Annotated in this window: 18 protein-coding genes; 17 read left to right on the top strand and 1 reads right to left on the bottom strand. The window is 29.7% G+C overall.

The window, feature by feature from the left end:
- Positions 1-11 precede the first annotated feature (11 nt).
- The 7 genes from OXH55_RS04320 to rho all read left to right on the top strand — a co-directional run bounded on the left by OXH55_RS04320 (position 12) and on the right by rho (position 6921).
- On the top strand, positions 12-1043 hold the full coding sequence (locus OXH55_RS04320; RefSeq protein ID WP_268048219.1) for a D-alanine--D-alanine ligase family protein: 1032 nt from the start codon (positions 12-14) through the stop codon (positions 1041-1043).
- Between the two features lie 32 nt (positions 1044-1075).
- Complete coding sequence (locus tag OXH55_RS04315; protein ID WP_268048217.1) at positions 1076-2059, top strand: tRNA 4-thiouridine(8) synthase ThiI; 984 nt, start codon at positions 1076-1078, stop codon at positions 2057-2059.
- Between the two features lie 17 nt (positions 2060-2076).
- Positions 2077-2499 (top strand): YwiB family protein, encoded by a 423-nt coding sequence (locus OXH55_RS04310; protein ID WP_268048215.1) that lies wholly within the window; start codon positions 2077-2079, stop codon positions 2497-2499.
- A gap of 52 nt (positions 2500-2551) precedes the next feature.
- Complete coding sequence (locus tag OXH55_RS04305) at positions 2552-2845, top strand: ribose-5-phosphate isomerase (protein ID WP_268048214.1); 294 nt, start codon at positions 2552-2554, stop codon at positions 2843-2845.
- A 174-nt stretch (positions 2846-3019) separates the two neighbouring features.
- The gene (locus tag OXH55_RS04300) at positions 3020-4630 is read left to right on the top strand and encodes a CTP synthase (RefSeq protein ID WP_268048212.1); all 1611 of its coding nucleotides are present in this window, start codon (positions 3020-3022) and stop codon (positions 4628-4630) included.
- Positions 4631-4950: 320 nt separating this feature from the next.
- A complete protein-coding gene (locus OXH55_RS04295; protein WP_268049018.1) occupies positions 4951-5289 on the top strand; it encodes a hypothetical protein in 339 nt (112 codons plus the stop codon).
- A 213-nt stretch (positions 5290-5502) separates the two neighbouring features.
- Positions 5503-6921 (top strand): transcription termination factor Rho, encoded by a 1419-nt coding sequence (gene rho, locus OXH55_RS04290; RefSeq protein WP_418921821.1) that lies wholly within the window; start codon positions 5503-5505, stop codon positions 6919-6921.
- Between the two features lie 30 nt (positions 6922-6951).
- On the opposite strand, the gene rpmE is transcribed toward rho, so the two are convergent.
- Positions 6952-7158: a 50S ribosomal protein L31 gene (gene rpmE, locus OXH55_RS04285; protein ID WP_268048209.1), complete on the bottom strand. Its 207-nt coding sequence runs from the start codon at positions 7156-7158 to the stop codon at positions 6952-6954.
- A gap of 277 nt (positions 7159-7435) precedes the next feature.
- Between rpmE and OXH55_RS04280 the strand changes: the two genes are divergently transcribed.
- The 10 genes from OXH55_RS04280 to upp all read left to right on the top strand — a co-directional run bounded on the left by OXH55_RS04280 (position 7436) and on the right by upp (position 15501).
- Positions 7436-8044, top strand: coding sequence for a thymidine kinase (locus OXH55_RS04280; RefSeq protein WP_268048207.1), 609 nt, complete (start codon positions 7436-7438; stop codon positions 8042-8044).
- A gap of 112 nt (positions 8045-8156) precedes the next feature.
- Positions 8157-9218 carry a DUF1385 domain-containing protein gene (locus tag OXH55_RS04275; protein ID WP_268048205.1) on the top strand — a complete coding sequence of 354 codons (1062 nt, stop codon included), beginning with the start codon at positions 8157-8159 and terminating at the stop codon, positions 9216-9218.
- Between the two features lie 103 nt (positions 9219-9321).
- A complete protein-coding gene (gene prmC, locus OXH55_RS04270) occupies positions 9322-10176 on the top strand; it encodes a peptide chain release factor N(5)-glutamine methyltransferase (RefSeq protein ID WP_268048203.1) in 855 nt (284 codons plus the stop codon).
- Between the two features lie 86 nt (positions 10177-10262).
- Positions 10263-11339 carry a peptide chain release factor 1 gene (gene prfA, locus OXH55_RS04265; RefSeq protein WP_268048202.1) on the top strand — a complete coding sequence of 359 codons (1077 nt, stop codon included), beginning with the start codon at positions 10263-10265 and terminating at the stop codon, positions 11337-11339.
- A 33-nt stretch (positions 11340-11372) separates the two neighbouring features.
- Positions 11373-11945, top strand: coding sequence for a hypothetical protein (locus OXH55_RS04260; protein WP_268048201.1), 573 nt, complete (start codon positions 11373-11375; stop codon positions 11943-11945).
- A 114-nt stretch (positions 11946-12059) separates the two neighbouring features.
- A complete protein-coding gene (locus OXH55_RS04255; protein ID WP_418921827.1) occupies positions 12060-12728 on the top strand; it encodes a ZIP family metal transporter in 669 nt (222 codons plus the stop codon).
- 48 nt (positions 12729-12776) lie between these two features.
- A complete protein-coding gene (locus OXH55_RS04250) occupies positions 12777-13826 on the top strand; it encodes an L-threonylcarbamoyladenylate synthase (RefSeq protein ID WP_268048199.1) in 1050 nt (349 codons plus the stop codon).
- Between the two features lie 47 nt (positions 13827-13873).
- Positions 13874-14326: a low molecular weight protein arginine phosphatase gene (locus tag OXH55_RS04245; protein ID WP_268048198.1), complete on the top strand. Its 453-nt coding sequence runs from the start codon at positions 13874-13876 to the stop codon at positions 14324-14326.
- A gap of 53 nt (positions 14327-14379) precedes the next feature.
- On the top strand, positions 14380-14829 hold the full coding sequence (rpiB, locus tag OXH55_RS04240; RefSeq protein ID WP_268048197.1) for a ribose 5-phosphate isomerase B: 450 nt from the start codon (positions 14380-14382) through the stop codon (positions 14827-14829).
- A gap of 42 nt (positions 14830-14871) precedes the next feature.
- Positions 14872-15501 (top strand): uracil phosphoribosyltransferase, encoded by a 630-nt coding sequence (gene upp / locus OXH55_RS04235; RefSeq protein ID WP_268048196.1) that lies wholly within the window; start codon positions 14872-14874, stop codon positions 15499-15501.
- The last annotated feature ends 77 nt before the right edge of the window (positions 15502-15578 follow it).

The raw sequence follows: 15578 nt of genomic DNA, 5'->3' as shown, positions 1-15578 counted from the left end.
GGGAGAATAGTATGAAAAAGAAAGTGGCTATATTGTTCGGAGGACAATCTACAGAGCATGAAGTATCACGTGTTTCAGCAGCATCTGTGTTGAAAAATATTGATTTAAGCAAATTTGACGTATATCCAATAGGTATTACTAAGGATGGAAAATGGTTTCAATATACAGGTTCAATAGATAAAATAGAAAATGGAGAATGGGAAGAAGATCAGTCTTATAAAGTTGCTAATGGGCAAGAGTTCCTTTTTGATAGACGAGCAGATGTAGTTTTCCCGGTATTACATGGTTTGTATGGTGAAGATGGTACAATTCAAGGATTGTGTAAGCTTCAAAACTTGCCATGTGTAGGACCTGGAGTTATGTCTTCTGCTGTATGTATGGACAAAGTATATACAAAATATGTTTTAGAAAATTTCGGAGTAAAACAAGCTCAATATGTAGTTGTAAATGCTCATGAATATTTAAAAAATAAAGAAGAGATAATAAATAGTATTGAAGATAAACTAGGGTATTCTGTTTTCATAAAACCAGCAAATAGTGGTTCTTCTGTAGGGATAAGTAAAGCTCATAATAGAGAAGAACTAGAAAAAGGGCTTGAATTTGGGTTGAAATTTGATAGAAAAGTTTTAGTTGAGGAAACTATTAATGCAAGAGAAGTTGAAGTAGCTGTCCTTGGAAACGATGAGCCTATAGCAGCAACACCAGGAGAAGTTATTCCAGCTAATGAATTTTATGACTATGAAGCAAAATATTCAAATGCAGAATCTAAGCTTTTAATACCTGCTGCTTTAAGTGAAGAAAAACTTGAAAAGATAAAAGAAGAAGCTATTAAGATATATAAGAATTTGGATTGTGCAGGTATGTCTAGAGTTGACTTCTTGGTAGAAAAGGAAACGGAAGAAATATACTTAAATGAAATAAATACTTTGCCAGGATTTACTCAAATAAGTATGTATCCAAAAATGTGGCAAGCTTCAGGAAAAAGTTATACAGATTTAATAACTGAACTTATAGAACTTGCTGTAGAGAGAAACAATAGATAATATATAAGTTTAAGATTTGAAAGGAGAAATTTATGACAAGAGCATTAGCGCTTATATCAGGGGGATTAGACAGTATACTAGCTGCAAAGCTTGTGAAAGAACAGGGCATAGAGGTTATTGGTATATGCTTTAAGTCGTATTTTTTTGGACCAGAAAATGCAAAAAGAATGACTAAACAAATAGATATACCTTTGGAGGTTGTGGATTTTTCGCAAGAACATTTGGAAACTGTTAAAAATCCTAAACATGGACATGGAAAAAATATGAATCCTTGTATTGATTGTCATGCTATGATGATGAGAGATGCGGGAAATCTTTTAGAAAAATTTGATGCGGATTTTATTATAACTGGGGAGGTTTTAAATCAAAGACCTATGTCTCAGAATAAATCTTCTTTAAATGTTGTAAAAAAAGAATCAGGTATTGGAGAAAAGATATTAAGACCTCTTTGTGCCAAGGTTTTACCAGAGACTGAAATGGAATTAAAAGGATTAGTTGATAGAGAGAAATTACTTGGAATATCAGGAAGAGGAAGAAAAGTTCAAATGGAACTTGCTGAAAAATGGGGAATAAAGGATTATCCATCACCAGCTGGTGGATGTAAATTAACAGAACCTAATTATTCAGTAAGACTTAGAGAATTGCTGAAGTATGTGAAAACTCCAACTGAAAGAGAATTGGAACTTTTGAGATTTGGAAGACACTTTAGAGTTACTGAAAAATGTAAAATAATATCATCAAGAACAGGTGCGGAAGCTAATGAAATTAAAAAACTTCTTACGCCTGAAGATACTGGATTTTTGGTTAAAGAATTCAGAGGGTCTATGGTAATAATAACAGGGGAGCCTACAGAAAAAGATATAGAATTTGCAGCGAAGGTTTCAGGCAGGTATTCTAAAGGTAAGGATGAAGATAGGATAAAGGTTATGTATGGCGAATATACTAAACCATATGATAAGTTTATTGATGTAAAACCAGCTACTGAAGAAGAAATAGCTCAATTTATGATAGGATAGAGGAAGAGAGGTAGTGTATGGGTAAAAAAGCTATTATATCTGTTGGGAGTAAACAAATAGGAAATGAAGATGAAGCTATAGAAGTTGTTACTCAAGGAGAGTTTTATGAAAAGGGAAACTGTTACTATGCAGTTTACCAAGAAACGGCTCTATCTGGTATGGATGGAACTACTACTACACTAAAAATTAAGCCAGATGAGTTCAGTTTAATTAGAATGGGAACAACTAACGCTAAAATGGAATTTAAAAATAAAAAAAAGAATATATCTATGTATGATACTCCTTATGGAACTTTGGAGTTGCTTATAGAAACTAATAAACTTGATATAAATATAAATAAAGATGGTGGGAAAGTTTCTATAGATTACAATATGAGTTTAGGAGGACAAAAACCTTTAAAAACTATTTTGAGTATAGATATTAAGGCGAAGGAAATTTAAAATGTGTTTAATTAAGCCTCATTTGGATAATAATTCAAATGAGGTGATTTTTATGTACCAAAAAGATAAATATGAAAAGATAATTGATATTATGTGTTCTATGAAAGGAATAGAAAAAGAAGAATTATATAAAATATTAAAAGATAGAGAATGTAAGTATCTTTTGTTTTTACTTTTGAAAAAATATAAGTGTGATGATTTAAATAAGATAAATCAAGATTTTTCGATAAATAATAAAAGAGTTATTAAATACAATGAAAAAAAAGGTGAAGAAAAATTTCTTATTAATAAGGAGTTTAGAGAAACTTATTTTGAAGTTCAAGAAAAAGTTGATAAAGTGAATTAAAATACAAAAAATAAAAATATGTCAAAAAAAAGACTGGCATAACAAAAAGAAATGTGATATTATAGTTAATATGTTTTAGGGCATAATTAAACTATTTTATAGGGTAATTTCTATTATAATGGTTATCGCATGACTTGTCAAGAGTCTTTTACATAATTCAAAGGAGGAATTTTTTTGAGCACTAATACTAAATACATTTTTGTAACAGGCGGAGTTGTTTCTTCTCTAGGAAAAGGAATAACAGCAGCTTCCCTTGGAAGATTATTAAAAAATAGAGGGCTTAAGGTTTCTATACAAAAATTTGATCCATATCTAAATGTTGATCCTGGTACTATGAGTCCATATCAACATGGAGAAGTTTTTGTTACAGATGATGGTGCGGAAACAGATTTAGATTTAGGTCACTATGAAAGATTTATAGATGAAAATTTAAGTAAAAACAGTAACGTAACAACTGGTAAGGTATATTGGTCGGTTTTATCTAAAGAAAGACGTGGAGATTACTTAGGAGGAACAGTTCAAGTAATACCTCATATAACAAATGAACTTAAAGAAAGAGTTTATAGAGTTGCAAAAGAAAAAGATATAGATGTAGTTATAACTGAAATTGGTGGAACTGTTGGTGATATAGAATCATTACCTTTCTTAGAAGCAATAAGACAAATAAAATATGAAGTTGGTCGTGAAAATGTTTGTTTTATTCACCTTACTTTAATTCCTTACTTAGGAAAAGCGGGAGAGCTTAAGACAAAACCAACTCAGCATTCAGTAAAAGAATTAAGAGGAATAGGAATTCAGCCAGATGTATTAGTATGTCGTTCTGTAAAACCTCTACCACACGAAGTTAAGGAAAAAATAGGATTATTCTGTAATGTAGATGCAAATGCAGTAATACAAAATTTAGATGCAGAAAATCTTTACGAAGTTCCAATGATGTTACATGAAGAAGGATTAGATACTTTAGTTTGTAATAAATTAAACTTAAATTGCAATGAAATAGATAATTCAGAATGGTTAGAATTAGTTAATAAAGTTAAAAATTTAAAAGAAAATGTAACTATAGGACTTGTTGGTAAGTATGTTGAACTTCATGATGCTTATCTTTCAGTTGTAGAAGCTTTAAATCATGGTGGTTTTGCAAATAACTCAAATGTAGATATTAAGTGGATAAACTCAGAAGATGTAACTTCTGAAAATGTTGTCGATTACCTAAAAGATGTAGATGGAATATTAGTTCCTGGCGGTTTTGGTGATAGAGGAGTAGAAGGAAAGATAGAGGCTATAAAATATGCAAGAACAAATGCAGTACCTTTCCTTGGAATATGTCTTGGAATGCAGTGCTCAGTAATAGAATATGCTAGAAATATGTTAGCTTATACTGATGCACATAGTTCAGAAATAGATGAAAAGACAACTCATCCAGTAATAGATTTAATGCCAGAACAAAAGGATATTGATGAAAAAGGCGGTACAATGAGACTTGGATTATATCCTTGTAAATTAGAAGAAGATTCTAATGCTTTCAGAGCTTACGGACAGCAAGTTATATATGAAAGACATAGACATAGATATGAATTTAACAATGAATATAGAAAAGAATTAACAGAAGCTGGTCTTAAAATAACAGGCGTAAGTCCTGATGAAAGATTGGTTGAAATAGTAGAAGTTAAGGAACATCCTTGGTTTGTAGCTACTCAATTCCATCCAGAACTTAAATCAAGACCAAATAGACCACATCCTTTATTTAGAGAATTCATAAAAGCTTCACTAAATAACGATAAATAAGAATGTTGCGAAGCAACATTCAGTAACTAGTGACTACTAACCAGTAGCTACAAAGAAAAATGAAAAGAAAATTAAAAAAATTAAATTAAGTAAAAATAAACATAAAAAAAGAGTAAGAATATAGAGAATATCTATGTTCTTGCTCTTTTTTTATTTAAGTTTAGGTTTTGCTTTAGCAAAACTTTCTTTAATGGTTACTGATATCTGACTACTGGTTAATAGAATAGTTTACAAAAAATTATTATATAATTTGAAGGAAATATAAATTTCAAATAGAATTATTAAAATAAGATTGGTATATGGAGGTGTAATCAGTGGTAATGGATACTATTGTTAGTGTAGCTTTTAAAAATTGTGTTGGACAGTATGATTTAAAGAGAGTATCTATTTTTGAGATAACAAATATATCTAAATATTTTGAATTAGTTAATATAAAGTGCACTAATAATAAGGAAATTGAATTTCAGGTTAAATGTCCTATATGTGGAGAATATCATTATTATACCTATAGAATAGGAGATTTTATAAAGACTACGATGGTAATCGGAGGATGTGAAAAAGTTGGGTTGCCTATATTTTTTATAGGTAAAACTGAAAAGGTTGAGGAAAAAATTAATAAATATAATGAAGTAAACAAAGAAATATATGCAATGTTTTAGTAAAAGGAGTTAGTATAAAAAGAAGTGAAAAAATAAAAAAATTAACTATGAAATATTATTAGGTAATCTGAAGGGGAATTTATGTTCAGATTACTTTTTTGTGAAAAAAGTAGATAAAAAATAAAAAATAGGTTATAATCTAAAAGGTAATACCTTTCAAATATTTCTCTGTCAATTATTTCCCAAAGGTTAAATATAAATAATAAATTGAATATGGAGGTGCTATTTTTGACAAACAAAGAGTTAGAAAGTATGACGGTTGTCGAACTAAAAAAAATAGCTAAAGAATTAGGGATTAAAGGAAGTTCTAAGCTGAAAAAGGCAGAACTAATTAAGTGTATAGGTGAGAATTCTCCTGCATCCATAAATAAAGATGGAACGATATTAAGAGAAAAAATTAGTCCTAAAGTTGTACATAGAGATGTAGAAGAAACTAAACAAAATGCAAATCAAACTGAAACAGAAAATAATGAAGGAAAAGAGAAAAATCTTAAAGAAATGATACATGAATCTAATACTGCAAAAGGGGTTTTAGAAATCATAGAAAATAATAATTATGGATTTCTAAGAGGAGAAAATTATTTAACAGGCCCTAAGGATATCTATGTTTCACCTTCACAAATAAGAAGATTTAACTTAAAAACAGGTGATGAAGTAGAAGGAAAGGTTAGAACAGCAAAAGAAGGAGAAAAATTTCAAGCTCTTTTATATGTTCAAAAGATAAATGGAGAAAATCCAGAAAAAGCTGTGGGAAGAAAGAAATTTGAAACTTTAACGCCTATCTATCCAACAGAAAGATTAAGACTAGAAACTAGTCAAGTAGATTTATCTTCAAGATTAATGGACATAATTTCTCCGATAGGTAAGGGGCAAAGAGGTATAATAGTTGCACCGCCTAAGGCAGGTAAAACTACACTTCTTAAGAAAGTAGCCCATAGCATATCTAAAAATCATCCAGAATCTAAATTGATAGTTCTTTTAATAGATGAAAGACCAGAAGAGGTAACTGATATGCAGAGATCTATTAATGGTGAAGTTATATACTCAACTTTTGATGAAGAACCAGAACATCATACAAAGGTTGCATACATGGTTCTTGAAAGAGCGAAACGAATGGTTGAACAAGGACAGGATGTTATAGTTCTTTTAGATAGTTTAACAAGACTAGCAAGAGCATATAATTTGACTATTAATCCAACAGGAAGAACTTTATCAGGTGGACTAGATCCAGGAGCTTTGATAATGCCTAAAAAATTCTTTGGAGCAGCAAGAAACATTGAAGAAGGTGGAAGCCTTACAATTCTTGCAACTGCTTTGGTTGATACAGGAAGCAGAATGGATGATATGATTTTTGAAGAGTTTAAGGGAACAGGAAATATGGAAGTTCATCTAAATAGAAAACTTGAAGAAAGAAGAATTTTCCCAGCTATAGATATTTATAAATCAGGAACAAGAAGAGAAGATTTATTGCTTTCAAAAGAAGAATTAGATGCTTCATTTAGAATAAGAAAAGTTATGTACAATGAAGGAAATATAGGAAATATAACTGAAAAATTAATTGGTTTAATGAGTAAAACAAAGAGTAATAGAGAATTTTTAGATATGTTTAGCAAAGAAAAATGGGAAAGATAAAATCTTTCCCATTTTTTAAAGAAAACTTTTTTATTTCTTTAAGTTGTATTTCTTCATGAACTTTTCTACTCTTCCGCCTGTGTCTAAAATCTTTTGCTTTCCAGTGTAGAAAGGATGACATTGAGAACATACATCAACTTTAAGTTCTTTTTTAGTAGAACCTGTAGTGAAAGTATTTCCACATGCGCATTTAACTACTGCGTCATGATTATATTCAGGATGTAAACCTTCTTTCATTTTGTTTCACCTCGCTTATAAAGATTATTCTTTATTAGAATAATTCAAACCGCATTGTCAACTCTTAAAATTATAACACAAGGGTTATAAAATAGCAACAATTTGAAAGAGTTTTTTCAAGGGATAAATTATAAAAAATCGCATGTGAAATTTAAATTATTACATTGTTAAATTTTAATTAGATATCCAATTTTAAATATTGAAATTAGATATCTATAAATGTAAAATAAATTAGTAAATTAATATAGTAGAACGAAATAATGGAGGCATAAATAATATGAGTAAACTTTATTTTAGATATGGAGCAATGAATAGCGGAAAATCAACTAACTTATTGCAGGTAGCGCATAACTATGAAGAAAGAGGAATGAAAGTTATAATTATTAAACCAGAAACTGACACAAAAGGTGGAAACAAAGTAGTATCAAGGCTTGGTGTTAAAAGAAATGTGGACATGATTTTATCTAAAGATGAAAATATATGTAATGAGGTGGAAAAGTGGACTGAGGAGAAAGGAAAAATTGATTGCATATTAGCAGATGAAGTGCAATTTTTCACAAAAAATCAAATCGATCAATTATTTGAAATTGCTGTAACAATGGATATACCAACAATTTGTTATGGACTTCGTACTGACTTTCAAATGAATGGGTTTGAAGGAAGTTCAAGACTGCTTTTATTAGCACATAGTATAGAAGAACTAAAAACAATTTGTACTTGTGGTAAAAAAGCTGTGTTAAATGGAAGAAAAATAAATGATGAATTTGTATTTGAAGGCAAGCAAATAGCTATAGATCATCAGGATAATATTGAGTATCAATCACTTTGTGCAAGCTGCTATTTTGAATATAAACAAAAGTATAGTGAAAAAAAGAGTGATTTGTAAAATTTACATTTATGTAACAATATTAAGAATGAATTTCTTTGAAAAATAAGAAGAAGTATTGTATCATTAAAGCTACGGAAGCCTATAGTTGTATGTGAAAAGAGGTGTTTATATGAAAAAGAAGTGTTCTGTTGGAGGGCAAGCGGTAATTGAAGGTGTAATGATGAGAGGATGCAAAGGAGTTGCTACTGCTGTAAGAAAAACTAATGGGGAAATAGAAGTTGATTTTGAAGAAAGTACACCACTTTCTAAAAGAAATAAATTTTTTTCACTTCCAATAATAAGAGGATTTATTACTCTTATTGATTCTTTAATTCTAGGAATTAAAACATTAAATTATTCGGCTTCATTTTTTGAAGAAGAAGATGGCGAAGAAAAACCATCAAAGCTTGATAAATGGGTAGAAAGTGTATTTAAGGATAAAACTAATGATGTAATAATGGGTTTTTCACTTATACTTTCACTTATGTTTTCAGTTTTATTATTTTTTATACTTCCAACCTTTGCAGCTAGTGCATTCAAAAAAATAAATATACAAAATAATTTAGTCTTAAATATTTTTGAGGGGCTTATAAGAGTTAGTATATTTTTAATATATATATACATTATAGGAAAAATGGAAGATATAAAGAGGGTTTTTCAATATCACGGAGCAGAACATAAAACTATATTTTGTTATGAAAAAGATGTAGAATTAATACCGAAAAATGCTCAGAAACAGGAAAGATTACATCCAAGATGTGGTACTAATTTTTTATTTTTAGTAATGACAGTAAGCATAATTTTATTTTCTTTAACACCTTGGAATTCAATTGGAGAGAGAATTATTTATAGAATAGTTCTACTACCAGTAGTTTCAGGGATAACTTATGAACTTATAAGATGGATGGGAAAAAGTGAGGGTGCACTTTCAAACATATTGGCATATCCAGGGCTTATGCTTCAAAAACTTACAACTAGAGAACCGGATTTAAGTCAATTAGAGGTTGCTATAGTATCTCTGAAGGTAGCAGAAGGGATAGAAACAGTAGAAAGCATAAAGGAAAAAGCCAGCGATATAGAAAATATTGAATTAGAAGAGAATGAAAAAGTTATTCTTAATGAAGAAATAAATAATGAAGATATAAATTTTGAAAAACAAAATGACTCAATACTAGAAAGTAAAATACTATAAAAGTATAAGAATGGAATATATGATTAAAAATCACTTGCTTTTGCAAGTGATTTTTAATCATATAAATTTGTGTTTAGGTGTTTATTTAGAAAGGAGTGTTATTTTGAAAATAGGTGATTTGCTAATAAAAGCATATGATATTTTAAAAGTTGAAAATATAGAAACGTATATGCTGGATGCTCAACTTTTACTTCAGAAGGTTTTAAAGAGGGATAAAATGTTTATAATGTTAAACAGGGATTTAGAAATTCATGAAGAAACTTCAAAAGAATATTTTGATTTAATAGAACTTCGAAAAAATAAAATGCCTGTAAAGTATATATTAGGTGAATGTGAATTTATGGGTATAAATTTTAATGTAAGACAGGGAATTCTTATTCCTAGAAGTGATACTGAAATTTTAGTAGAAGAAGCATTGGAGAAAATAAAAGAAAATAATTATACAGAAATTTGTGATGTGTGTTGTGGGAGTGGTGCTATTGGAATTTCAGTAGGAAAAATTTTGGACGATACTAAGATTTGTTGCTATGACATATCAGAAATAGCTTATGAAGTTACTTTGGAAAATATAAATAAATTTATGCTTCAAGATAGAATAAAATGTTATAAAAGTGATTTATTAGAAGAAGCTATACATAACAAAAGAAAGTTTGATGTGGTTTTGTCTAATCCTCCATATATTAGGAAAGAAGTTATTCCTACTCTTATGGAAGATGTTAAAGATTATGAACCATACATCGCTCTTTGTGGTGGAGAAGATGGATTAGAGTTTTATAGAAGGATAACAGAACAAAGTTTAAGGGTTCTAAATCAAGATGGAATGATAGGATTTGAAATAGGTCATGACCAAAAAGAAGATGTACAAAATATTTTGATTGAGAATGGATTTAAAGAAGTAAAATGCATTAAAGATTTGGCTGGATTAGATAGAGTAGTTATAGGAAGGTTGAAAAACTAAAGTGTTAGAAGCTGTCAATTGTCAACTGCTATATAATTGTGATATAATATTAAAATGTGAAAATATGAATACGGAGTGATAAATCAATGTTAGATAAACTAGAGTTTATAGAAAATAAGTATGAGGAATTATCTATAAAAATTAGTGACCCATCAGTTATGGCTAATCAAAATGAGTGGAGAAAGTTATGCAAAGAGCATGCTGAATTAGAAGTAATAGTTAATAAGTATAAGGAATACAAAAAGGCTTTAGAAGATTTAGATGCTGATAAAGAAATGCTTCAAGAAGAGAATGATAGAGAACTTAAAGAAATGCTTCAAGAAGAGATAAAAGAACTTGAAGAAGCTAAAACTCAATACGAAGAAGAATTGAAAATATTACTACTTCCTAAGGATCCTAATGATGATAAAAATGTATTTATTGAAATAAGAGGTGGAGCAGGTGGAGATGAAGCTGCATTATTTGCTGCTAATCTTTTCAGAATGTATACTAGATATGCTGAACGTCATGGATGGAAAAGTGAGTTTATCAGTGCTAATGAAACGGATATTGGTGGATTTAAAGAAGTTGTATTCATGCTAAGAGGGGATGCAGCTTATAGTAAAATGAAATTTGAAAGTGGAGTTCATAGAGTTCAAAGAGTACCTGATACTGAATCAAGTGGAAGAATACACACATCTACAGCAACTGTAGCTGTATTACCAGAAGTTGATGATGTTGATATACACATAGATCCTAACGATATAAAAGTAGATGTGTTTAGAGCATCTGGAAATGGTGGACAGTGCGTAAATACTACAGACTCTGCAGTTAGAATGACTCACTTGCCAACAGGAATTGTAGTATCATGTCAAGATGAAAAGTCACAGCTTAAAAATAAAGAAAAAGCGTTAAAGGTATTAAAAGCTAGACTTTTTGAAAAAGCAGAAGCAGAAAGAAATGCAGGAATAGCAGCTGATAGAAAGAGTCAAGTTGGTTCAGGAGATAGAAGTGAAAGAATAAGAACTTACAATTATCCTCAAGGAAGAATAACAGATCATAGAATAGGACTTACTTTATACAAATTAGATTCTTATCTTGATGGAGATATGGATGAAGTAATAGATGCGTTGATAACTGTTGAACAAGCTGAAAAAATGAAATCAATGGGAAATAATGAATAAACCTAAAAATAAAGTTTTTATTGAGGTGTAATTATGAATATAAATAAAGCAATTAGAAAGCAGAAAAAGTCTTTTAAAAGATTTTGGCTATCTATGAGCTTTATTTTTTTATTTCTTCCAATTACGGTAGTTTTGACCAAAAGATTCTCCTTTTTCTTCATAGCATATCTATTAATTATAGAATTTTTAATAATCATTACTATATTAACACGTACGCATAAAGAAATATTAAAATTTGAATATAGAAACAATATGAAAATTAAAAATGGTCTTTGGAGAGGCAAGTATACTATAATATGTGACAAGGTTATGTTTGTCCATACTATTAACCAAGGAAAAGATATGAAAATAATAATGATTTTAAAATCTAGAATGAGAAATGATAAGATTAAGGTGATGGATAGTAAATTTTTAAAAAAATATACTTTAGCTCAAGGATTCAATATTAATTTTAAAGTGGAAAATTTACAAAAACAATATTATTACTTAATAGTAAATAAAGGTGGATATTATAAATATGAGCTTTTAGATATGATATATAGATATTGTGTTAAAGCTCATTTTACAGATGATGCAATAGAAAAAATAAAAGAGTATAGAAATTAGAGAATAAACTCCCATTTACTAAAATATTTATAAAATAGAAATGGGGGTATTAATTTGTTGAATGAATTTATTGTTATAGTAACGTTAGCAAGTTTATTTTCTTTAACTGGTACTATGATTGGAGCATCTGTGGGTATAATTATAAAAAATCCATCTAAGAAACTAATAGGAAATATAAATGCTTTTGCAGCAGGTCTTATGTTATCTATTGTAATGTTTGATTTAATACCAGAGGCTGTAACAAATATAAATTTTTTAAGTTCCATTCTTTTATCTTTTATAGGAGTTTTAATTATTGTTATTATAGATATAATAAGTGGTAATAAGGAAATGTTTAATACCAGCCACGGTAAGGTGGCTTTTATGGCTGCTGTAGGTCTTATGATTCATAATTTTCCAGAAGGTATTATAATGGGAGCAGGATTTTTAGCTAGCGGAAGCTTGGGGATTAAGATGAGTTTACTTATAGCAATTCATGATATTCCTGAGGGAATAGCTGTATCTGCGCCTTTAATGGCAGCTAAAATTAGGTCTTATAAGATAATGATTTATGCATTTATAACTGCTTTACCTACTGTAATAGGGGGATGGATCGGAGCATATATAGGAAATATATCATCGAATTTATTGGGTGCATGTTTAAGTATTACTTCGGGTATAATGCTTTATGTAATTTTTGGAGAAATGCTTCCAGAGGCACTAGAGCTTTGGAAAGGTAGGAGTATAACCTTTAATATTTTCTTTGGAATAATATTGGGGCTTGTAATTACTAATTTATTGTAATAAAATACAAAGTAATGAATAATTCTATATGTAAAGAAGTGAATAAGAATGAATACAAAAGTTGAATTGTTAAATAAAGAAAAACCAAATATGAAAGTGTTAGAAAAGGCTGGCAAAATCATACGTAATGGAGGCCTCGTGGCATTTCCTACAGAAACAGTTTATGGACTTGGAGCTAATGCTTTAGATGATGAAGCTGTACAAAAAATATTTATAGCTAAAGGAAGACCACAAGATAATCCACTTATTATTCATGTAGCGGATTTTAATATTGAACAGTTTGTTAAAGAAGTACCACTAATAGCAAAAAAAATGATGGAAGAATTTTGGCCGGGACCTTTAACTTTAATAATGAAGAAATCAGATGAAATTCCTAGTGTGACAAGTGCAGGACTTGAAAGTGTAGGAATAAGAATGCCTGCAAATAACGTGGCGAAAGGCCTTATAAAAGAAGCGGGAGTTCCAATAGCAGCACCTTCAGCTAATATATCAGGTAGACCTAGTCCTACAGAAATAGAAAGATGTATTCAAGATTTGGATGGGAAAGTTGACTATATAATTGGAGGAGAAAAGTGTAATGTAGGTCTTGAATCTACAATTGTTGATTGTACAGTAGATCCTCCATGTATTTTAAGACCTGGTGGTATTACTGTTGAAATGTTGAGGGAAATTGATGATAGGGTATATATAGATCCTGCTATTATGAAAAAACCTGAGGAAAATTTTAAGCCTAAAGCACCTGGAATGAAATACAGACATTATGCACCAAAAGCACCGGTAAAAATTATTACTGGAGATTTGAAAAAAAGTATTGCAAAAATACAAGAAATAGTGCAAAATTATATAGATGCAAATATGAAGGTTGGAATTATGGCAACTGATGAAACTATTGAGGAGTATTCTAATGCTATAATTAAATCTTTAGGTAGCAGAGAAGATTTATATAGTATAGGCAAAAATCTATTTCAAGTTTTAAGAGAATTTGATGATGAAAAAGTGGATATAATATTATCTGAGGCTTTTGATGAAAAAGGAATGGGAATCGCTATTATGAATAGACTAAAGAAAGCAGCTGGATTTGATATTATAAAAGCTTAGAAAAAGTTATATACATAGTTTAGTAATTTATAAAAAGGAGGTATAGTATGAGGGTTCTATTTGTTTGCACAGGTAATACATGTAGAAGTTGTATGGCAGAAGCAATATTCAATCAAATATCAACTTTAGATGGTGTAGAAGCTATTTCTGCTGGTATTGCAGTTATTCCTGGAAGCAAAACCTCTAAAAATACTGTTACCTTAATAAAAGATAATTTTTTAATTGATTTGAGTGATAGAAAAGCTGTTCAATTAGAAGAAGAAATGTTAAAAGAATGTGATTTAATATTGACTATGACAGGATATATTAGAGATGCTTTAATAGGCAGATTTCCTCAGTATAGTGATAAATTATTTACTTTAAATGAATATGTTGAACTAAAAGAGGATATAGTAGATCCTTATGGTGGAGAGTTAAAGGTTTATAAAAAAACTTTTGATATACTTAAAAAGAGTATAGATTTGTTGTTAAATAAAATAAAGGAAGATAATGGTATTTAATAATGCTGATATCTTCTTTTTTTGCAATAAAATACAGTTTAGGAGGAATTTACATGAAAATAGCAATGGGATCTGACCATGGTGGTTTCCAATTAAAAAATGCTGTTATAAAGTATTTAGAAAAAAAAGGTATAGAAGTTAAAGATTTTGGAACACTTAATGAAGAATCTTGTGATTACCCAGATTATAGTTTGCAAGTTGCAGAAGAAGTTGCAGCTAAAAACTTTGATTTTGGAATATTAATATGCGGTACAGGAATAGGAATAAGTATTGCTGCAAATAAAGTTCCAGGAATAAGAGCTGCATTATGTCATGATACATTTAGTGCACATGCTACTAGACAACATAACAATGCAAATATACTTGCTATGGGTCAGAGAGTTGTTGGAGAAGGTCTTGCTCTTGATATTGTTGATACGTTTTTAAATTGTGAATTTGAAGGTGGAAGACATGCAAATAGAGTGAATAAAATAACTGAAATTGAAAAAAAATATTCAAAATAAAAATATAAAATAAAAATAAAAATAGCATAGGAGGAATTTAAAATGAGTAAAGTAACACAAATAGCACATCCGCTAATTTTACATAAATTAGCTTTTATAAGAAATAAGGACACAGGTTCAAAAGATTTTAGAGAACTAGTAGAAGAAGTTGCTATGCTTATGGCTTATGAGGTTACTCGTGATTTACCATTAGAAGAAGTAGAGATAGAAACACCAATATGTAAAACAAAATGTAAAATGCTTGCAGGAAAGAAAGTTGCTATAGTTCCTATTTTAAGAGCTGGTCTTGGAATGGTTGATGGAATGCTTAGACTTATACCAGCTGCTAAGGTTGGACATATAGGTATGTATAGAAATGAAGAAACTTTAAAACCAGTAGAATATTTCTGTAAAATGCCTCAAGATATACAAGAAAGAGAGATAATAGTTACAGATCCAATGCTTGCTACAGGTGGTTCTGCAATAGATGCTATTGAAGCACTTAAAAAGAGAGGTGCGCAAAGCATAAGATTAATGTGCCTTATCTCATCACCAGAAGGAGTAAGAGCAGTTATGGATGCACATCCAGATGTAGATATCTATGTTGCTGCAATTGATGAAAAATTAAATGAACTTGGATATATAGTACCAGGACTTGGAGATGCTGGAGATAGACTTTTTGGAACAAAATAAGAAAATCACAACGCGTTTTCAGTTGATAATTTAAAAGTGAAAGTTGAAATAGAAGCAAGTTTTCCTTATAGAAAACT

It is taken from the genome of Clostridium ganghwense (assembly GCF_026735165.1).
GTDB classification, from domain to species: Bacteria; Bacillota; Clostridia; order Clostridiales; family Clostridiaceae; genus Clostridium_H; species Clostridium_H ganghwense.
The sequence above is the reverse complement of the archived record's forward strand: the minus strand, read 5'-3'. Positions and strand labels throughout refer to the sequence as shown.

Excerpts from the sequence above, each read along its gene's own strand:
- OXH55_RS04245 (WP_268048198.1), top strand. The coding sequence starts at position 13,874 with ATGAGGGTTCTATTTGTTTGCACAGGTAATACATGTAGAAGTTGTATG.
- rpmE (WP_268048209.1), bottom strand. The coding sequence starts at position 7,158 with ATGAAAGAAGGTTTACATCCTGAATATAATCATGACGCAGTAGTTAAA.
- OXH55_RS04255 (WP_418921827.1), top strand. The coding sequence starts at position 12,060 with ATGATTGGAGCATCTGTGGGTATAATTATAAAAAATCCATCTAAGAAA.
- prfA (WP_268048202.1), top strand. The coding sequence starts at position 10,263 with ATGTTAGATAAACTAGAGTTTATAGAAAATAAGTATGAGGAATTATCT.
- OXH55_RS04305 (WP_268048214.1), top strand. The coding sequence starts at position 2,552 with ATGTACCAAAAAGATAAATATGAAAAGATAATTGATATTATGTGTTCT.
- rpiB (WP_268048197.1), top strand. The coding sequence starts at position 14,380 with ATGAAAATAGCAATGGGATCTGACCATGGTGGTTTCCAATTAAAAAAT.
- OXH55_RS04320 (WP_268048219.1), top strand. The coding sequence starts at position 12 with ATGAAAAAGAAAGTGGCTATATTGTTCGGAGGACAATCTACAGAGCAT.
- OXH55_RS04250 (WP_268048199.1), top strand. The coding sequence starts at position 12,777 with ATGAATACAAAAGTTGAATTGTTAAATAAAGAAAAACCAAATATGAAA.
- OXH55_RS04310 (WP_268048215.1), top strand. The coding sequence starts at position 2,077 with ATGGGTAAAAAAGCTATTATATCTGTTGGGAGTAAACAAATAGGAAAT.
- OXH55_RS04315 (WP_268048217.1), top strand. The coding sequence starts at position 1,076 with ATGACAAGAGCATTAGCGCTTATATCAGGGGGATTAGACAGTATACTA.
- OXH55_RS04275 (WP_268048205.1), top strand. The coding sequence starts at position 8,157 with ATGAAAAAGAAGTGTTCTGTTGGAGGGCAAGCGGTAATTGAAGGTGTA.
- upp (WP_268048196.1), top strand. The coding sequence starts at position 14,872 with ATGAGTAAAGTAACACAAATAGCACATCCGCTAATTTTACATAAATTA.
- rho (WP_418921821.1), top strand. The coding sequence starts at position 5,503 with ATGGAGGTGCTATTTTTGACAAACAAAGAGTTAGAAAGTATGACGGTT.
- OXH55_RS04280 (WP_268048207.1), top strand. The coding sequence starts at position 7,436 with ATGAGTAAACTTTATTTTAGATATGGAGCAATGAATAGCGGAAAATCA.
- OXH55_RS04260 (WP_268048201.1), top strand. The coding sequence starts at position 11,373 with ATGAATATAAATAAAGCAATTAGAAAGCAGAAAAAGTCTTTTAAAAGA.
- OXH55_RS04295 (WP_268049018.1), top strand. The coding sequence starts at position 4,951 with ATGGATACTATTGTTAGTGTAGCTTTTAAAAATTGTGTTGGACAGTAT.